Genomic DNA, 15,754 nt, shown 5'->3' with positions numbered 1-15,754 from the left:
CAGCTATGACGCCCTGTTCTCGGCGTTTAAGTGAGAACTATGGTAAAGTAAGGACATTCTTAACCCCACTTTGAGGTGCCCAATGGAAAAGACCACAACGCAGGAGTTATTAGCGCAGGCTGAAAAACTCTGTGCGCAGCGTAATGTGCGCCTGACCCCGCAGCGCCTTGAAGTGTTGCGCCTGATGAGTCTGCAGGAAGGAGCAATCAGCGCCTACGATCTGCTTGATTTACTGCGTGAAGCAGAGCCGCAGGCCAAGCCGCCAACGGTTTATCGCGCGCTCGATTTTCTGCTTGAACAAGGTTTTGTGCATAAAGTTGAGTCCACCAACAGCTATGTGCTCTGTCACCTGTTCGATCAACCAACGCATACTTCAGCGATGTTTATTTGCGATCGCTGCGGCGCAGTGAAAGAAGAGTGTGCGGAAGGTGTGGAAGACATCATGCATACGCTGGCGGCAAAAATGGGTTTTGCCCTGCGGCATAATGTGATTGAAGCGCATGGATTATGTTCAGCATGTGTAGAAGTAGAAGCGTGTCGTCATCCTGAACAGTGCCATCATGACCACTCTATTCAGGTGAAAAAGAAACCTCGTTAAGAGGGCGTACATCCTTGTACACGTCGGGCAGGAGGGATTAATTACCAGCGGTATTCATTGCGGGTTTCCCAGTCCACGACCTCTTTCTCTGCCTGATCTTTCTGGTAACCGTAACGTTCCTGGATTTTACCCACTAACTGATCACGTTTACCTTCAATGACCGTCATATCATCATCGGTCAGTTTGCCCCATTGCTCTTTCACTTTACCTTTGAACTGTTTCCAGTTACCGCCGACTTCGTCTTTATTCATATTCAAGTCCTCATCGTTAGGTGGTGAATGAGAGTACGCTCGCTTTTCTTCTGAACGTGGGATTAAGTGTAGTCAGGAATTTGGCTTAGGATTATTTATTCAGAATATTTAACCGTCACGTTGCGGCAAACCAGGTACCATTGCGCCAGTGACGCCGCCAGATAGCCACCAGAGAAAGCCCGCGCAACGCCAGAAAGACGGTTAACGCCAGCCACAAACCATGATTACCCAGCCACGGCAGCGTAAGGAGCGTCAGCGCAAAACCTGCGGCGGCCACCGCCATACTGTTACGCATTTCGGCTGCGCGCGTTGCGCCTATAAACATGCCGTCCAGCAGATAACACCAGACGCCAACCAACGGCAAAATCACCTGCCAGATAAGATAGCGGTCAGCCAGCTGCTGAATCTGGGTTAACGACGTCAGCAACGCAATGATGTGTTCCCCTGCCAGCAAATAAACCACCGAAAACAGTAACGCTACGATGCCCGACTGGCGGCACGCTGCCCGCCAGACATCCAGCAACTGGCTACCGTCGCGCGCACCGTATGCCTGACCGGAATGTGCTTCAACCGCGTAGGCAAAACCATCCAGCGCATAGGCGGTAAAGGTGAGTAGCGTCATCAGAACCGCGTTAACAGCGATAATGTCACTCCCCAGTCGCGCGCCAAGTACGGTGATCGCGCCGAAACAGAGTTGCAACAACAGCGAGCGCAGCATGATATCGCGGTTAAGCGCCAGCAAGCGACGGAAGTTTCCTCGCCAGGCAGTTTTCAGCATTTCGCCGGAAATTCCGCGTAGTTTGAGGATTTTACGCACCATTAGCAGACCAATCAGCAATGTTGCATATTCCGCAATAACCGTCGCCAGCGCCGCGCCCTGCACGTTCATGTGCAGCCCCATCACCAGCCAGACATCCAGCACAATGTTGAGGATATTGCCGACCACTAACAAAATTACTGGCGCACGGGCATATTGCACGCCGAGTAACCAACCGAGTAATACCAGATTCGCCAGCGACGCAGGTGTGCTTAACCAGCGGATTTCAAGAAAGCGCCGCGCCTGTTCCAGGACTGCTTCACTACCGCCAACAATATGCAGCGCCAGATCGATAATCGGTGTACGCAGCAGCGCAATTAACGCCCCAGCCCCCAACGCCAACAGCAACGGTTGCACCAGCGCACGGGCTAATGCCTGAGGATTTTTGGCACCATAAGCCTGCGCAGTCAGCCCGGTAGTGCTCATGCGCAAAAACAGCAACAGCATAAAGAGAAAGCTGGTCGCCGTTGCACCAACCGCCACGCCGCCCAAATAAACCGGGCTATCAAGATGACCGATTACCGCCGTATCGACCAGTCCCAGCAACGGAACGGTGATATTGGAGAAAATCATGGGTAAGGCGAGATGCCAGAGTGCTTTATCAGATGAAGTGAGGAATGCCATGCAGACAAGCCTGATGAAGAGAGATGAAAAACAAACCGCGACGCCTGGCGGCATCGCGGTCTCAGAGATATGTTACAGCCAGTCGCCGTTGCGAATAACTCCAACCGCCAGCCCTTCAATGGTGAAGCTCTGCTGACGAAGGTCAACGACAATTGGTTTAAACTCGCTATTTTCTGGCAACAGTTCGACTTTATTGCCCTGTTTTTTCAGTCGCTTAACGGTAACTTCGTCATCAATACGTGCGACAACGACCTGACCGTTACGTACATCCTGAGTTTTATGCACTGCCAGCAAGTCGCCATCCATAATGCCGATATCTTTCATCGACATCCCGCTAACGCGCAGCAGGAAATCAGCATTCGGCTTGAACAAGGAAGGATCGACCTGATAATGACCTTCAATATGCTGCTGCGCCAGAAGCGGTTCACCGGCAGCCACACGACCTACCAGCGGCAACCCTTCTTCCTCTTCCTGCAACAGACGAATCCCGCGTGATGCGCCGGAAACAATTTCAATTACGCCTTTGCGTGCCAGCGCCTTCAGATGTTCTTCAGCCGCGTTTGGGGAACGGAACCCCAAACGCTGCGCGATTTCCGCACGCGTCGGCGGCATACCTGTCTGGCTGATGTGATCACGGATGAGATCAAACACCTCTTGTTGCCTGGCCGTTAACGCTTTCATTCCGCCCCCTGGGTGTATATACAGTTATGCTGTGAGTATATACAGCAAAAGGCGATTTTGGAACCATAAACTACACAATAAACCAGAGATTTATCGAATTCTGGAAGGGTTATCCAAAATGTGACCATAACAGAATAACCCAGGTTGCCACAGCGACGATAATCGCGATCAGCACCGCTGCGGACCCCATATCTTTTGCCCGCCCGGAAAGCTCGTGGTATTCAGAGCCAATACGATCAACCACCGCTTCGATGGCGCTATTGAGAATTTCCACAATCATCACCAACATAACGGAGCTAATAAGCAGTACGCGGGTAATCGCGTCCACATCCAGCCAGCAAGCGATGACCACCGCCAACAATACCGCCACGCCTTCCTGACGGAATGCCGCTTCGTTGATCCATGCAGCGCGTAAACCTTTCCAGGAATAGCCAGCGGCTTTGATAATTCGAGTGAATCCAGTGGTATTATTGGCCATTGAAAGAACCTTTTTACATTATGAGCGTCAATATCAGTGTACCGTTGAATCCGATGATTCCGGTAGCGTAGCGCCGCGCGAAACATAAGCGGATACCACAGAATTTCCCATGACTTTCTGCTATCCTTCCCGCGCATTTGCATTATTAACCAGAGGCTTTACATCGTTTATGTCCGGCTGGCCACGAATTTACTACAAATTACTGAATTTACCATTAAGCATCCTGGTAAAAAGCAAGTCTATTCCGGCAGATCCTGCCCCGGAATTGGGGCTCGATACCTCTCGTCCAATTATGTACGTTTTACCGTACAACTCAAAAGCGGATTTGCTGACGTTGCGCGCCCAGTGTCTGGCGCATGACCTGCCTGATCCATTAGAGCCGCTGGAGGTAGACGGCACGCTACTGCCGCGCTATGTGTTTATTCATGGCGGGCCGCGTGTTTTCACCTATTACACGCCGAAAGAAGAGTCTATCAAGCTGTTCCACGACTATCTCGATCTGCACCGTAGCAACCCAAATCTGGATGTGCAGATGGTGCCGGTATCGGTGATGTTTGGTCGTGCGCCAGGACGTGAAAAAGGCGAAGTAAACCCGCCACTACGTATGCTCAACGGCGTACAGAAATTTTTCGCCGTACTGTGGCTTGGTCGCGATAGCTTTGTGCGTTTCTCGCCGTCAGTTTCGCTACGCCGCATGGCTGATGAACACGGCACAGATAAAACTATCGCCCAAAAACTGGCGCGTGTGGCGCGTATGCACTTTGCCCGTCAGCGTCTTGCTGCCGTGGGTCCACGCTTGCCTGCTCGTCAGGATTTGTTCAATAAGCTGCTCGCCTCGCGTGCAATTGCCAAAGCGGTAGAAGATGAAGCACGCAGCAAAAAAATCTCCCATGAAAAAGCGCAGCAGAACGCGATTGCGCTGATGGAAGAGATTGCGGCGAATTTCTCTTACGAGATGATCCGCCTGACTGACCGTATTCTGAGCTTCACCTGGAACCGGCTCTATCAGGGCATCAACGTCCATAATGCCGAACGCGTTCGCCAGCTGGCTCATGACGGTCATGAGCTGGTGTATGTGCCATGCCACCGTAGCCACATGGACTACCTGCTGCTCTCCTACGTGTTGTATCATCAGGGGCTGGTGCCACCGCATATCGCCGCCGGGATCAACCTGAACTTCTGGCCTGCCGGGCCGATTTTCCGCCGTCTGGGTGCGTTCTTTATTCGCCGTACTTTTAAAGGCAATAAACTCTACTCTACCGTCTTCCGTGAATATCTCGGTGAACTGTTCAGCCGTGGTTATTCCGTTGAGTACTTTGTGGAAGGCGGTCGTTCGCGTACAGGGCGTTTGCTTGATCCGAAAACCGGCACGCTGTCGATGACCATTCAGGCGATGCTGCGTGGCGGTACACGTCCGATTACGTTGATTCCGATCTACATCGGTTATGAGCACGTCATGGAAGTGGGTACTTACGCCAAAGAGCTGCGCGGCGCGACGAAAGAGAAAGAGAGCCTGCCGCAGATGCTGCGCGGTTTAAGCAAGCTGCGTAATCTCGGTCAGGGGTATGTCAACTTCGGTGAACCGATGCCGTTGATGACCTATCTCAACCAGCACGTGCCAGACTGGCGTGAATCTATTGATCCCATCGAAGCTGTACGCCCGGCCTGGTTAACGCCGACAGTCAATAACATTGCTGCCGATCTGATGGTGCGCATTAACAACGCAGGCGCGGCTAACGCCATGAACCTGTGCTGTACTGCGCTGCTGGCGTCACGTCAGCGTTCACTCACTCGCGAGCAATTGACTGAGCAGCTTAATTGTTATCTCGATTTGATGCGCAACGTGCCTTACTCCACGGACTCTACCGTTCCTTCAGCCAGCGCCGGTGAGCTGATTGATCACGCGCTGCAAATGAACAAGTTTGAAGTCGAGAAAGACACCATCGGCGACATTATTATCCTGCCGCGCGAGCAAGCGGTGCTGATGACCTACTATCGCAACAACATTGCGCATATGTTGGTTCTGCCTTCGCTGATGGCAGCAATTGTCACCCAGCATCGGCACATCTCCCGCGAAGTGTTGATGGAGCACGTCAATGTGCTTTACCCAATGCTAAAAGCGGAGCTGTTCCTGCGCTGGGAGCGTGACGAGTTGCCGGGCGTTATTGATGCGCTGGCGAATGAAATGCAACGCCAGGGGCTGATTACGCTGCAAGATGATGAGTTGCATATCAATCCGGCGCACTCCCGCACGCTTCAGTTGCTTGCCGCAGGTGCGCGCGAAACGCTGCAACGTTATGCGATTACTTTCTGGCTGTTGAGCGCCAACCCGTCGATCAATCGCGGTACGCTGGAGAAAGAGAGCCGCACTGTGGCCCAACGTCTTTCCGTACTGCACGGCATCAACGCGCCGGAGTTCTTCGACAAAGCGGTGTTCAGTTCTCTGGTGCTGACGCTGCGTGATGAAGGGTATATCAGCGACAGCGGCGATGCAGAACCGGCAGAAACGATGAAGGTTTATCAGTTGCTGGCGGAGTTGATTACGTCCGATGTGCGCTTAACGATTGAGAGTGCGACGCAGGGCGAAGGGTAACTGGTGAGCGTTGCCGGATGTATCCGGCCTACCATGGCCTGCAAATTCAATAAATTGCGATGTGTTATGTAGGCCTGACAAGCGCAGCGCATCAGGCAGCTTTTCCCAGAAAAAAGCCGGATGACCATGACCATCCGGCTTTTTTACATCATCAGAAATGCCAGTAACTCATTGCCAGCCCTAAAAACAGTACCAGGCCAACATAGTTATTATTCATAAACGCTTTAAAACAGGCTTCACGCTCGCGATTGGCAATCAGTTTTTGTTGATAAACAAACAGCGCGCCCGCGACCAGAATTGACCAGTAATATCCCCAGCCTAATCCATTTAACTCACCAATAATCGCCATCAGCGCCAGTACGCCAACCTGTAAAATGCCAATAATCAATTTATCGTATTGACCAAACAGAATCGCAGTGGATTTAATGCCAATCTTCACGTCGTCGTCACGGTCAACCATCGCATACTGCGTGTCGTAAGCCACCGCCCACAGAATATTGGCGAGGAACATTAACCAGCAGCTTAACGGCACCGATTCACTCACAGCGGCAAAAGCCATTGGAATCGACCAACCAAACGCCGCCCCCAGCACTACTTGCGGTAGATGGGTGTAACGCTTCATAAACGGGTAAACCCACGCCAGCACCAGCGCGGCAATCGACAACAGAATAGTCATCGTATTCAGCGTCAGCACCAGTAAGAACGAAATTAGCACCAGCACGACAAACAGCGCGCGCGCCTCTTTCTCCGTCACCGCGCCACTGGGAAGCGGTCGGTTTGCCGTGCGCTTAACATGACCATCAAACTTACGGTCAGCATAGTCATTCACTACACAACCGGCGGCACGCATCAGCCAGACGCCAGCAACAAACACCGCCAGGATCCAGAGTTGAGGAACACCGGGGGTCGCCACCCATAGCGCCCATAAAGTTGGCCAGAGCAGCAGTAACGCACCAATTGGCTTATCCGTACGCATTAAGCGGTGAAACGCCAGCAGCTTATTTTGCGTCAGACTCCACTCCATATTTTTTTCCTCTTAGTACAACGGTGATGCCGGTAAAAACAGTTCGGTCAGCAGCAGCGGCTTACCGCTTAATCGCAGGCGGGAACGTCGCCCCCACAGTCCGGCATCACGGCCTATCTCAATAAAGTCCCGGGTTAATGTCGATGATGTGAACAGATAGCGACCTAACGGCGTTTTACCCAATTTTTGTAACGCCAGCTCAGGGCCGCTTAACGTTGACACAGGAACGACGGTACGCCCGGCGAGCCAGGGTTCTCCATCAGCGCATAACAAAATCTCACGTAACCAGTAACGGGATTCTTTCGGCAACAGCGGTAATTCTTCGGGGATTTCATTCTGCTCGACAAACCCTTCGCGGATCATCGTCACGCTCACCGTTTTTCCCTGCTGTTCAAAACGTTTGGTCATGGAATCTTCCAGCAACAACCAGTCGAGCAGTTGCGGTTCCAGCGCAGGGATCTCTGCAAAATAGCGCAGCGCACGCAGTTGCGTTAACGCGGGGTGTGACATGCCGAACTCTCCGTTACATAACGTAAAGGCATTGTATCGCAGAAAAGCGTTAACGGGAGATGTAAAGCATATTAAGTGATCTAATACGCAACAATAACGCAACAATCACAGGAAGGAGAGAAAAAAAAGGTGCGCCCGAAGACGCACCAGTTGTTGCAAAATCAGCACTGTGGGGCGTAATTACCCCTTGCCTTTTACACTGCTGATAAAGGTGGAACGAGCAGATGTCGAGCCCAGGCGTTCAGCTTCATCAAGCAGTTTTAACGCCTTATCAACATCACCTTTCGCGACAGCGTTTTTAATCGCGGTATTAAAATAACTTTCCGTGTCGTTGAGCATAGGTTCACTTTTCTTCGCCGGTGCCGGAGCAGGTGCAGCTGCGGCTGGTGCCGTGTAGGTCGCCGGTGCCGCAGTGTTGCCTACCGTAACCGGAGCTGGAGCGGAAGAACCAAACAACGGCCCCACCAACACGCTGGAGCTGGAGTTGGTTTTCACTTTCAGTTTCAGCAGACCATCAGTGGTATGACGGGCAACCGGGTCTGGAATATCCGGCACCGAGTTACCGACGCCTTTGGCATAGGCTTTTGCCGGATCGAGCAGTTGCGTCGTCTGCTGGAGATCTTTTTCAGTGGTAAAGACCAGTACATAAAGTTTCTGCTGCCCCAACGCCGGTGTCAGGCGCATAACGCCTTCCAGACGATCTGCACTCATCACACCAGGTTCCTGGTAGGTGAAATAACTGCTGGGAAAGAAGGCCGATGGTGTCATGTTCTGATCAAGAATCAGCACGTTCGGTGCAAATACGCTGGTTTGTTTGTTCACTTCACTGGTCAGAGTCAGGGTCAGCTCGCCAATTGGGTGGTCTGGGTTTTAGATTGATCGACTGGCGTCCAGGTTAATTGTTGCAGCGCGGCAGATGGAATGGCTGGCGCATCGCTGGTGTTTTGCGGCACGTAGTTAACATCGGCAAGGCTGATTCCAGGCGCGCTTGCCAGCAACCCTGCTGATAAACAGAGGGCGATGAGACTTTTATTCATTTTCATTGTTTTTACCTCAAAATCTGGAGTTCAGCGGTAGCCAGGCAATAGCGCGCTTAACCCGATAATCAGAGGGGCTTACGCCCCTTATAGATAATGACAACCTATTTTTATGCCGGATGCGGCGTAAACGCCTTACCCGGCCTACACATTGCTATTACCACCAGATTTCCATCTGGGCACCGAAGGTCCACTCATCGCTATCACCGCGACCGAAGCTACCGCCTTCGAAATTCGCCGGAACAGCTTTGCCGTAGTTCGGGTTGGAAGAGGAGCTACCGTTGTAGTCATAACCCCATTTCTCATCCCACTTGGCGTAGGTTGCGAAGACACGAATAGCCGGGCGTGACCAGATGCTGTCGCCAGCCTGCCATTGTTGTGCGAGGGTGATTTTGTACTGATTGTTCTTGTCGCCAGTACGCTGGGATTCGACGTTGTCGTAGCCCACTTCCAGCAAGGTACTCATGATAGGCGTCCACTTGTACATTGGACGAATACCGACGGTCCACCATTTGGTGCCGTTGTCGTTATCCCAGTTGATATCCTGGTACATACCCACGTACATCATGTCCCAGTTGTCGCCCATGGAGATCGCACCGTGATCGAGGATACGCAGCAGGTGACCGTTATTGTTGATATTGTAGGCAAATTTTTCGTTATCAAACGCAACGCCAGAACCCTGCGACAGACCTTTACCCTGCGAGGTCATCGAGTCAGTAGCGTACTGAACAACAAACTTGTTGAAGCCTTTCAGGATGCTCTGGGTATGCTCGGCAGTGAACATCCAGCCATCTTTCGATGCGCCATCAACCAGACGATAGTTATCACGCAGGTTAGCGCGACCGTAGTCAACACCCAGCTCCAGGGTGCCGCCGGGGTTAATTTCCATCTGCGCTAAACGCACGTCGAAGACGTCGTTCGCAGTCTCATTGGTATAGTCATAGATATTGTTGCTGGCGAAAGAAGAAGAACCGCCCGCTTCAGAAGAACGCGTTGCTGCCAGAGAAAGTTTACCGAAGCCAACGTCGATGTTTTCCAGACCGGCACCAGGACCAGAAATATCCCAGTAGTAGAAGTCGATCATATGAACGTCATGACGCTGATAGAAACGCTTACCGGCCCAAATGGTGGCACCAGGCAGCCATTCAATCAGGTTTTTCCCCTGCACGTTCGCTTCACGGAAGGCCGGATCGGTGGCTTCCCAGTCATTCTGTTGTGCTACGGAATAGGCCACGTTAGTGTCGAAATAGAAGCTCTTATCGCCCTCTTTCCACACTTCCTGACCCAATTTTAATTCAGCATAAGTTTCACATTCGTTGCCAAGACGGTATTTACTTTGAGCGCCAGTGGTCTGGAAACACTGTTGTTCACCGCCGCTCCCTGTCCAGCCGATCCCGGAACGGGCGTAACCGTGGAAATCCACAGCCATTGCCTGAGCAGACATTACGCCTGCTGCGACGGCAACCGCCAGAGGAAGTTTGCGCAGAGTAATCATCATTCTATCTCCTGAGTCATTGCTTTTCTTTTTTCACATCGCCTGTTACAGGCTTTGTGTCTTTTGTAGGGGTGCTTAAACGCCCGGCTCCTGATGCAGTCGACGACATGCAGTGCCATCCTCACGGAACAGATGGCAACGCTCTGGCGGCAGGCCGATAGCGAATGTGGCACCTTCTTCTACCAACACCACGTCAGACTGGCGGTACACCAGGTTTTGACGAATGGAAGGGATCTGGATATGAATTTGCGTTTCGTTGCCGAGCTGCTCGACCACCTGAACTTCACCCTCAAGGATGACGTCGGCGATATCGCTTGGCAGTAAATGTTCTGGGCGAATGCCCAGCGACATGTTGGCGCCGACCTGAACGTTATGGCTTTCAACCGGCAGCCAGACCTGCTGGAGGTTTGGCATCGGCAGCTCAACCTGGACTTGATCGATTGCAACGGCGGTTACTTTCACCGGCAAAAAGTTCATCTTCGGTGAACCGATAAAACCGGCGACAAAGCGGTCGGCCGGATAGTGATACAACTCAAGCGGCTTCCCGACCTGCGCCACGCGACCGGCGTCCAGCACCACGATTTTGTCGGCCAACGTCATCGCTTCGACCTGATCGTGGGTGACGTAAATCATCGTGCGCCCCAGGCGTTTATGCAGACGGGAAATTTCGATACGCATCTGTACACGCAGCGCAGCATCGAGGTTGGAAAGCGGTTCATCGAGTAAAAACACGCTTGGCTCGGCCACCAGCGTACGACCAATCGCCACACGTTGACGCTGTCCGCCGGAGAGCGCCTTCGGTTTGCGATCCAGCAAATGCGCCAGTTGCAGCACTTCCGCCACCTGGTTAACACGCTGGTTGATGACCTCTTTCTTCGCGCCTGCCAGTTTCAGGCCAAACGACATATTTTCTGCCACAGACAGATGGGGATAGAGCGCATAGGACTGGAACACCATGCCGACGCCGCGTTCTGCTGGCGGGGTGTCATTCATTCGTTTTTCATCGATGAACAGGTCGCCGCTGGTGATCGTCTCAAGACCGGCAATCATGCGCAGTAAAGTAGATTTACCGCAGCCAGATGGTCCGACAAACACCACGAACTCACCTTCGTGGATGTCGAGGTTGATATCTTTCGATACCACCACATCCCCCCAGGCCTTCGTTACATTTTGTAGCTGTACGCTCGCCATGCCCTTCTCCCTTCGTTACAACCTGTCATCGACAGCAACATTCATGATGCAGTGACTATGCGTCATCGGAAGATGGCTTAAATCCTCCCCCCCCTGGCTTTTTTATGGGGGAGGAGGCGGGAGGATGAGAAGATGGGCTCTGCATACTAATCCGAGGGAAAGTAAGGAAATTCGTGATATTGCTTGCAAAAAACATGGCAATTTTGTGTGCGCCTTCCCGCAATACTGCTGTTTCTGCGATGCAGATCACATAAAACGAAGGTGGGGCGTAGGGGCAAGGAGGATGGAAAGAGGTTGCCGTATAAAGAAACTAGAGTCCGTTCAGGCGTTTTCACAAGCACTTCACCAACAAGGACCAGAGATTATGAAAATAAAAACAGGTGCACGCATCCTCGCATTATCTGTTTTGACGACGATGATGTTTTCCGCCTCGGCTCTCGCCAAAATCGAAGAAGGTAAACTGGTAATCTGGATCAACGGCGATAAAGGCTACAACGGCCTCGCAGAAGTGGGTAAGAAATTCGAGAAAGATACCGGAATTAAAGTCACCGTTGAGCACCCAGATAAGCTGGAAGAGAAATTCCCTCAGGTTGCGGCCACTGGCGATGGTCCGGACATTATTTTCTGGGCGCACGACCGCTTTGGCGGCTATGCCCAATCTGGCCTGTTGGCTGAAATATCCCCAGACAAAGCGTTACAGGACAAGCTGTATCCGTTTACCTGGGACGCTGTACGTTATAACGGCAAACTGATTGCTTATCCGATTGCCGTTGAAGCATTATCGCTGATTTATAACAAAGACCTGCTGCCGAACCCGCCAAAAACCTGGGAAGAAATCCCGGCGCTGGATAAAGAACTGAAAGCGAAAGGTAAGAGCGCGCTGATGTTCAACCTGCAAGAACCGTACTTCACCTGGCCGCTGATTGCTGCCGACGGTGGTTATGCGTTCAAGTATGAAAACGACAAATACAATGTGAAAGACGTTGGTGTGGATAATGCTGGCGCGAAAGCGGGTCTGACCTTCTTGGTTGATCTGGTTAAAAACAAACACATGAATGCGGATACTGATTACTCCATCGCAGAGGCGGCCTTTAACAAAGGTGAAACGGCGATGACCATCAACGGTCCGTGGGCATGGTCCAACATTGACACCAGCAAAGTGAACTACGGTGTGACGCTGCTGCCGACCTTCAAGGGACAACCTTCCAAACCGTTCGTTGGCGTTCTGAGTGCAGGCATCAACGCTGCCAGCCCGAACAAAGAACTGGCAAAAGAGTTCCTCGAAAACTACCTGCTGACTGACGAAGGGCTGGAAGCGGTAAATAAAGATAAACCGCTGGGTGCCGTGGCGCTGAAGTCTTACCAGGATCAGCTGGCGAAAGATCAACGCATTGCCGCCACTATGGATAACGCCAAGAACGGTGAAATCATGCCGAACATCCCGCAGATGTCCGCCTTCTGGTATGCCGTGCGTACCGCAGTGATCAACGCCGCCAGCGGTCGTCAGACTGTTGATGCCGCGCTGAAAGATGCACAGGGTCGTATCACCAAGTAATGCTGCTAAATGCCGGATGCGGCGTGAACGCCTTATCCGGCCTACGAAACCGAAACATATGTAGACCTGATAAGACGCCTCAGCGTCGCATCAGGCGGTTATTGTCGGGTACGGCGTAAATGCTTCATCCGACATACAAAACTAAATGCCGGATGCGGCGTGAACGCCTTATCCGGCCTACGAAACCGAAACATATGTAGGCCTGATAAGACGCGTCAGCGTCGCATCAGGCGGTTGTTGTCGGAGCGGCGTAAATGCTTCATCCGACCTGGAAAAACGAACTGTACGTAAGCCTGATAAGACGCGCCAGCGCCGCATCAGGCAGTTGTTACCGGATGCGGTGTAATCATTTATCCGTCCAGGAATGAGGAAGAACCCCATGGATGTCATTAAAAAGAAACATTGGTGGCAAAGCGACGCACTGAAATGGTCAGTGTTAGGTCTGCTTGGCCTGCTGGTGGGTTACCTTGTTGTTTTAATGTACGCACAAGGGGAGTACCTGTTCGCCATTACCACGCTGATTTTAAGTTCTGCGGGACTGTATATTTTCGCCAACCGGAAAGCCTACGCCTGGCGCTATGTTTATCCGGGAATGGCAGGAATGGGGCTGTTCGTGCTCTTCCCTCTGGTGTGTACCATCGCCATTGCTTTTACCAACTACAGCAGCACTAACCAGCTAACTTTTGAACGCGCCCAGGAAGTTCTGTTAGATCGTTCCTGGCAAGCGGGCAAAACCTATAACTTCGGGCTTTATCCGGCAGGTGATGAGTGGCAACTGGCGCTCACCGATGGCGAAACCGGTAAGCATTATCTCTCCGACGCCTTTAAATTTGGCGGCGAGCAAAAGCTGCAACTGAAAGAAAGCGCCACACAGCCTGAAGGCGAGCGCGCAAATCTGCGCGTGATTACCCAAAATCGTCAGGCACTGAGCAACATTACCGCCATCCTCCCGGATGACAACAAAGTGATGATGAGCTCCCTGCGTCAGTTTTCTGGCACTCAACCGCTCTACACACTGGGCGATGACGGTACGCTGACCAATAACCAGAGTGGCGTAAAATATCGTCCGAATGACCAGATCGGCTTTTACCAGTCCATCACCGCCGATGGCAACTGGGGCGACGACAAACTCAGCCCGGGTTACACCGTGACTACCGGCTGGAAAAACTTTACCCGCGTCTTCACCGACGAAGGCATTCAGAAACCGTTCCTCGCGATTTTCGTCTGGACCGTGATGTTCTCACTGATCACTGTCTTTTTAACGGTTGCAGTCGGCATGGTGCTGGCCTGTCTGGTGCAATGGGAAGCGTTGCGCGGCAAAGCTATCTACCGCGTACTGCTGATTCTGCCCTACGCGGTGCCATCGTTTATTTCAATTTTGATTTTCAAAGGATTGTTCAACCAGAGCTTCGGTGAAATCAACATGATGCTGAGCGCGCTGTTTGGCGTGAAGCCCGCCTGGTTCAGCGACCCGACTACCGCACGGACGATGCTGATTATCGTCAACACCTGGCTGGGTTATCCGTACATGATGATCCTCTGCATGGGCTTGCTGAAAGCGATTCCTGACGATCTGTATGAAGCCTCAGCGATGGATGGCGCAGGTCCATTCCAGAACTTCTTTAAAATCACGCTGCCGTTGCTGATCAAGCCGCTGACGCCGCTGATGATCGCCAGCTTCGCCTTTAACTTTAACAACTTCGTACTGATCCAACTGTTGACCAACGGTGGCCCGGATCGCCTTGGCACCACCACGCCAGCCGGTTATACCGACCTGCTCGTTAACTACACCTACCGTATCGCCTTTGAAGGCGGCGGAGGTCAGGACTTCGGTCTGGCGGCAGCAATTGCCACGCTGATCTTCCTGCTGGTAGGCGCGCTGGCGATAGTGAACCTGAAAGCCACGCGAATGAAGTTTGATTAAGGGAGATAACAAAAATGGCAATGGTCCAACCGAAATCACAAAAAGCACGTTTGTTTATTACTCACCTGCTACTGCTACTTTTTATCGCGGCGATTATGTTCCCGCTGCTGATGGTCGTCGCAATCTCGCTGCGCCAAGGGAACTTCGCGACAGGCAGCCTGATCCCGGAACAAATCTCGTGGGATCACTGGAAACTGGCGTTAGGCTTTAGCGTTGAACAGGCCGATGGTCGCATTACGCCACCGCCATTCCCGGTACTGCTGTGGCTGTGGAACTCGGTAAAGGTCGCCGGGATTTCCGCGATTGGTATCGTGGCGCTCTCCACCACCTGCGCCTACGCCTTCGCCCGTATGCGCTTCCCTGGCAAAGCGACGCTGCTGAAAGGAATGCTGATTTTCCAGATGTTCCCGGCGGTACTCTCACTGGTGGCGTTGTATGCGTTGTTTGACCGTCTGGGTGAGTACATTCCGTTTATCGGTCTGAATACCCACGGCGGCGTTATCTTTGCTTACCTAGGCGGGATTGCGCTGCACGTCTGGACGATTAAAGGTTATTTCGAAACGATCGACGGCTCGCTGGAAGAAGCGGCGGCGCTGGACGGTGCGACACCGTGGCAGGCCTTCCGCCTCGTACTGCTGCCGCTGTCAGTACCGATTCTGGCGGTGGTGTTCATCCTGTCGTTTATCGCTGCCATTACTGAAGTTCCGGTCGCATCGTTGTTACTGCGTGACGTGAACAGCTACACCCTGGCCGTGGGAATGCAGCAATACCTCAACCCGCAAAACTACCTGTGGGGCGATTTTGCCGCCGCTGCCGTAATGTCTGCATTACCGATCACCATCGTCTTCTTGCTGGCTCAACGCTGGCTGGTCAACGGCCTGACGGCAGGTGGTGTGAAAGGTTAAAGATGTTGTTCTGCCAATGTTATGCCGCTGCACCCTCAACTTACGTTATCCCAACTTGTGACTGTTATTCG

13 protein-coding genes and 1 pseudogene are annotated in these 15,754 nt (G+C 52.4%); 5 read left to right on the top strand and 9 right to left on the bottom strand.

Annotation, left to right across the window (positions count from 1 at the left end):
* Window positions 1-82 precede the first annotated feature (82 nt).
* Window positions 83-598, top strand: coding sequence for a zinc uptake transcriptional repressor Zur (gene zur / locus BEG40_RS14260; RefSeq protein ID WP_000416266.1), 516 nt, complete (start codon window positions 83-85; stop codon window positions 596-598).
* A 41-nt stretch (window positions 599-639) separates the two neighbouring features.
* On the opposite strand, the gene BEG40_RS14255 is transcribed toward zur, so the two are convergent.
* The 4 genes from BEG40_RS14255 to dgkA form a co-directional block, all read right to left on the bottom strand.
* On the bottom strand, window positions 640-849 hold the full coding sequence (locus tag BEG40_RS14255; RefSeq protein ID WP_001030603.1) for a CsbD family protein: 210 nt from the start codon (window positions 847-849) through the stop codon (window positions 640-642).
* Between the two features lie 115 nt (window positions 850-964).
* Window positions 965-2,290: an MATE family efflux transporter DinF gene (gene dinF, locus BEG40_RS14250; RefSeq protein WP_123058470.1), complete on the bottom strand. Its 1,326-nt coding sequence runs from the start codon at window positions 2,288-2,290 to the stop codon at window positions 965-967.
* Between the two features lie 72 nt (window positions 2,291-2,362).
* A complete protein-coding gene (gene lexA / locus BEG40_RS14245) occupies window positions 2,363-2,971 on the bottom strand; it encodes a transcriptional repressor LexA (RefSeq protein WP_000646078.1) in 609 nt (202 codons plus the stop codon).
* A gap of 109 nt (window positions 2,972-3,080) precedes the next feature.
* The gene (dgkA, locus tag BEG40_RS14240) at window positions 3,081-3,449 is read right to left on the bottom strand and encodes a diacylglycerol kinase (protein WP_000002906.1); all 369 of its coding nucleotides are present in this window, start codon (window positions 3,447-3,449) and stop codon (window positions 3,081-3,083) included.
* 169 nt (window positions 3,450-3,618) lie between these two features.
* Between dgkA and plsB the strand changes: the two genes are divergently transcribed.
* Window positions 3,619-6,042 carry a glycerol-3-phosphate 1-O-acyltransferase PlsB gene (gene plsB / locus BEG40_RS14235; protein WP_105285637.1) on the top strand — a complete coding sequence of 808 codons (2,424 nt, stop codon included), beginning with the start codon at window positions 3,619-3,621 and terminating at the stop codon, window positions 6,040-6,042.
* A gap of 151 nt (window positions 6,043-6,193) precedes the next feature.
* Here plsB and ubiA read toward each other — a convergent pair whose 3' ends face one another.
* From ubiA to malK, 5 genes and pseudogenes are all read right to left on the bottom strand, one after another.
* Window positions 6,194-7,066, bottom strand: coding sequence for a 4-hydroxybenzoate octaprenyltransferase (gene ubiA / locus BEG40_RS14230; protein ID WP_105285609.1), 873 nt, complete (start codon window positions 7,064-7,066; stop codon window positions 6,194-6,196).
* Window positions 7,067-7,078: 12 nt separating this feature from the next.
* Entirely contained in the window at window positions 7,079-7,576 is a 498-nt protein-coding gene (gene ubiC / locus BEG40_RS14225) for a chorismate lyase (RefSeq protein WP_000019214.1), read from the bottom strand.
* A gap of 180 nt (window positions 7,577-7,756) precedes the next feature.
* Window positions 7,757-8,619 (bottom strand): annotated as a pseudogene (gene malM / locus BEG40_RS14220) (maltose operon protein MalM).
* 151 nt (window positions 8,620-8,770) lie between these two features.
* Window positions 8,771-10,111 carry a maltoporin LamB gene (gene lamB / locus BEG40_RS14215; RefSeq protein ID WP_000973648.1) on the bottom strand — a complete coding sequence of 447 codons (1,341 nt, stop codon included), beginning with the start codon at window positions 10,109-10,111 and terminating at the stop codon, window positions 8,771-8,773.
* 72 nt (window positions 10,112-10,183) lie between these two features.
* The gene (gene malK / locus BEG40_RS14210) at window positions 10,184-11,299 is read right to left on the bottom strand and encodes a maltose/maltodextrin ABC transporter ATP-binding protein MalK (protein ID WP_000179159.1); all 1,116 of its coding nucleotides are present in this window, start codon (window positions 11,297-11,299) and stop codon (window positions 10,184-10,186) included.
* A 364-nt stretch (window positions 11,300-11,663) separates the two neighbouring features.
* Here malK and malE point away from each other — a divergent pair, with 364 nt between their 5' ends.
* The 3 genes from malE to malG all read left to right on the top strand — a co-directional run bounded on the left by malE (window position 11,664) and on the right by malG (window position 15,683).
* Window positions 11,664-12,854, top strand: coding sequence for a maltose/maltodextrin ABC transporter substrate-binding protein MalE (malE, locus tag BEG40_RS14205; RefSeq protein ID WP_000695404.1), 1,191 nt, complete (start codon window positions 11,664-11,666; stop codon window positions 12,852-12,854).
* 379 nt (window positions 12,855-13,233) lie between these two features.
* Window positions 13,234-14,778, top strand: a complete 1,545-nt coding sequence (gene malF / locus BEG40_RS14200) for a maltose ABC transporter permease MalF (protein ID WP_010352841.1) — start codon at window positions 13,234-13,236, stop codon at window positions 14,776-14,778.
* A 14-nt stretch (window positions 14,779-14,792) separates the two neighbouring features.
* The gene (malG, locus tag BEG40_RS14195) at window positions 14,793-15,683 is read left to right on the top strand and encodes a maltose ABC transporter permease MalG (protein ID WP_001252052.1); all 891 of its coding nucleotides are present in this window, start codon (window positions 14,793-14,795) and stop codon (window positions 15,681-15,683) included.
* The last annotated feature ends 71 nt before the right edge of the window (window positions 15,684-15,754 follow it).

Origin of the sequence: Escherichia sp. MOD1-EC5495, assembly GCF_002965965.1 — a bacterium.
GTDB lineage: Bacteria > Pseudomonadota > Gammaproteobacteria > Enterobacterales > Enterobacteriaceae > Escherichia > Escherichia ruysiae.
This window is presented reverse-complemented; position numbering and strand designations above follow the sequence as displayed.

Excerpts from the sequence above, each read along its gene's own strand:
- dinF (WP_123058470.1), bottom strand. The coding sequence starts at position 2,290 with ATGGCATTCCTCACTTCATCTGATAAAGCACTCTGGCATCTCGCCTTA.
- lamB (WP_000973648.1), bottom strand. The coding sequence starts at position 10,111 with ATGATGATTACTCTGCGCAAACTTCCTCTGGCGGTTGCCGTCGCAGCA.
- malF (WP_010352841.1), top strand. The coding sequence starts at position 13,234 with ATGGATGTCATTAAAAAGAAACATTGGTGGCAAAGCGACGCACTGAAA.
- malE (WP_000695404.1), top strand. The coding sequence starts at position 11,664 with ATGAAAATAAAAACAGGTGCACGCATCCTCGCATTATCTGTTTTGACG.
- BEG40_RS14255 (WP_001030603.1), bottom strand. The coding sequence starts at position 849 with ATGAATAAAGACGAAGTCGGCGGTAACTGGAAACAGTTCAAAGGTAAA.
- dgkA (WP_000002906.1), bottom strand. The coding sequence starts at position 3,449 with ATGGCCAATAATACCACTGGATTCACTCGAATTATCAAAGCCGCTGGC.
- malG (WP_001252052.1), top strand. The coding sequence starts at position 14,793 with ATGGCAATGGTCCAACCGAAATCACAAAAAGCACGTTTGTTTATTACT.
- zur (WP_000416266.1), top strand. The coding sequence starts at position 83 with ATGGAAAAGACCACAACGCAGGAGTTATTAGCGCAGGCTGAAAAACTC.
- ubiA (WP_105285609.1), bottom strand. The coding sequence starts at position 7,066 with ATGGAGTGGAGTCTGACGCAAAATAAGCTGCTGGCGTTTCACCGCTTA.
- ubiC (WP_000019214.1), bottom strand. The coding sequence starts at position 7,576 with ATGTCACACCCCGCGTTAACGCAACTGCGTGCGCTGCGCTATTTTGCA.
- plsB (WP_105285637.1), top strand. The coding sequence starts at position 3,619 with ATGTCCGGCTGGCCACGAATTTACTACAAATTACTGAATTTACCATTA.
- malK (WP_000179159.1), bottom strand. The coding sequence starts at position 11,299 with ATGGCGAGCGTACAGCTACAAAATGTAACGAAGGCCTGGGGGGATGTG.
- lexA (WP_000646078.1), bottom strand. The coding sequence starts at position 2,971 with ATGAAAGCGTTAACGGCCAGGCAACAAGAGGTGTTTGATCTCATCCGT.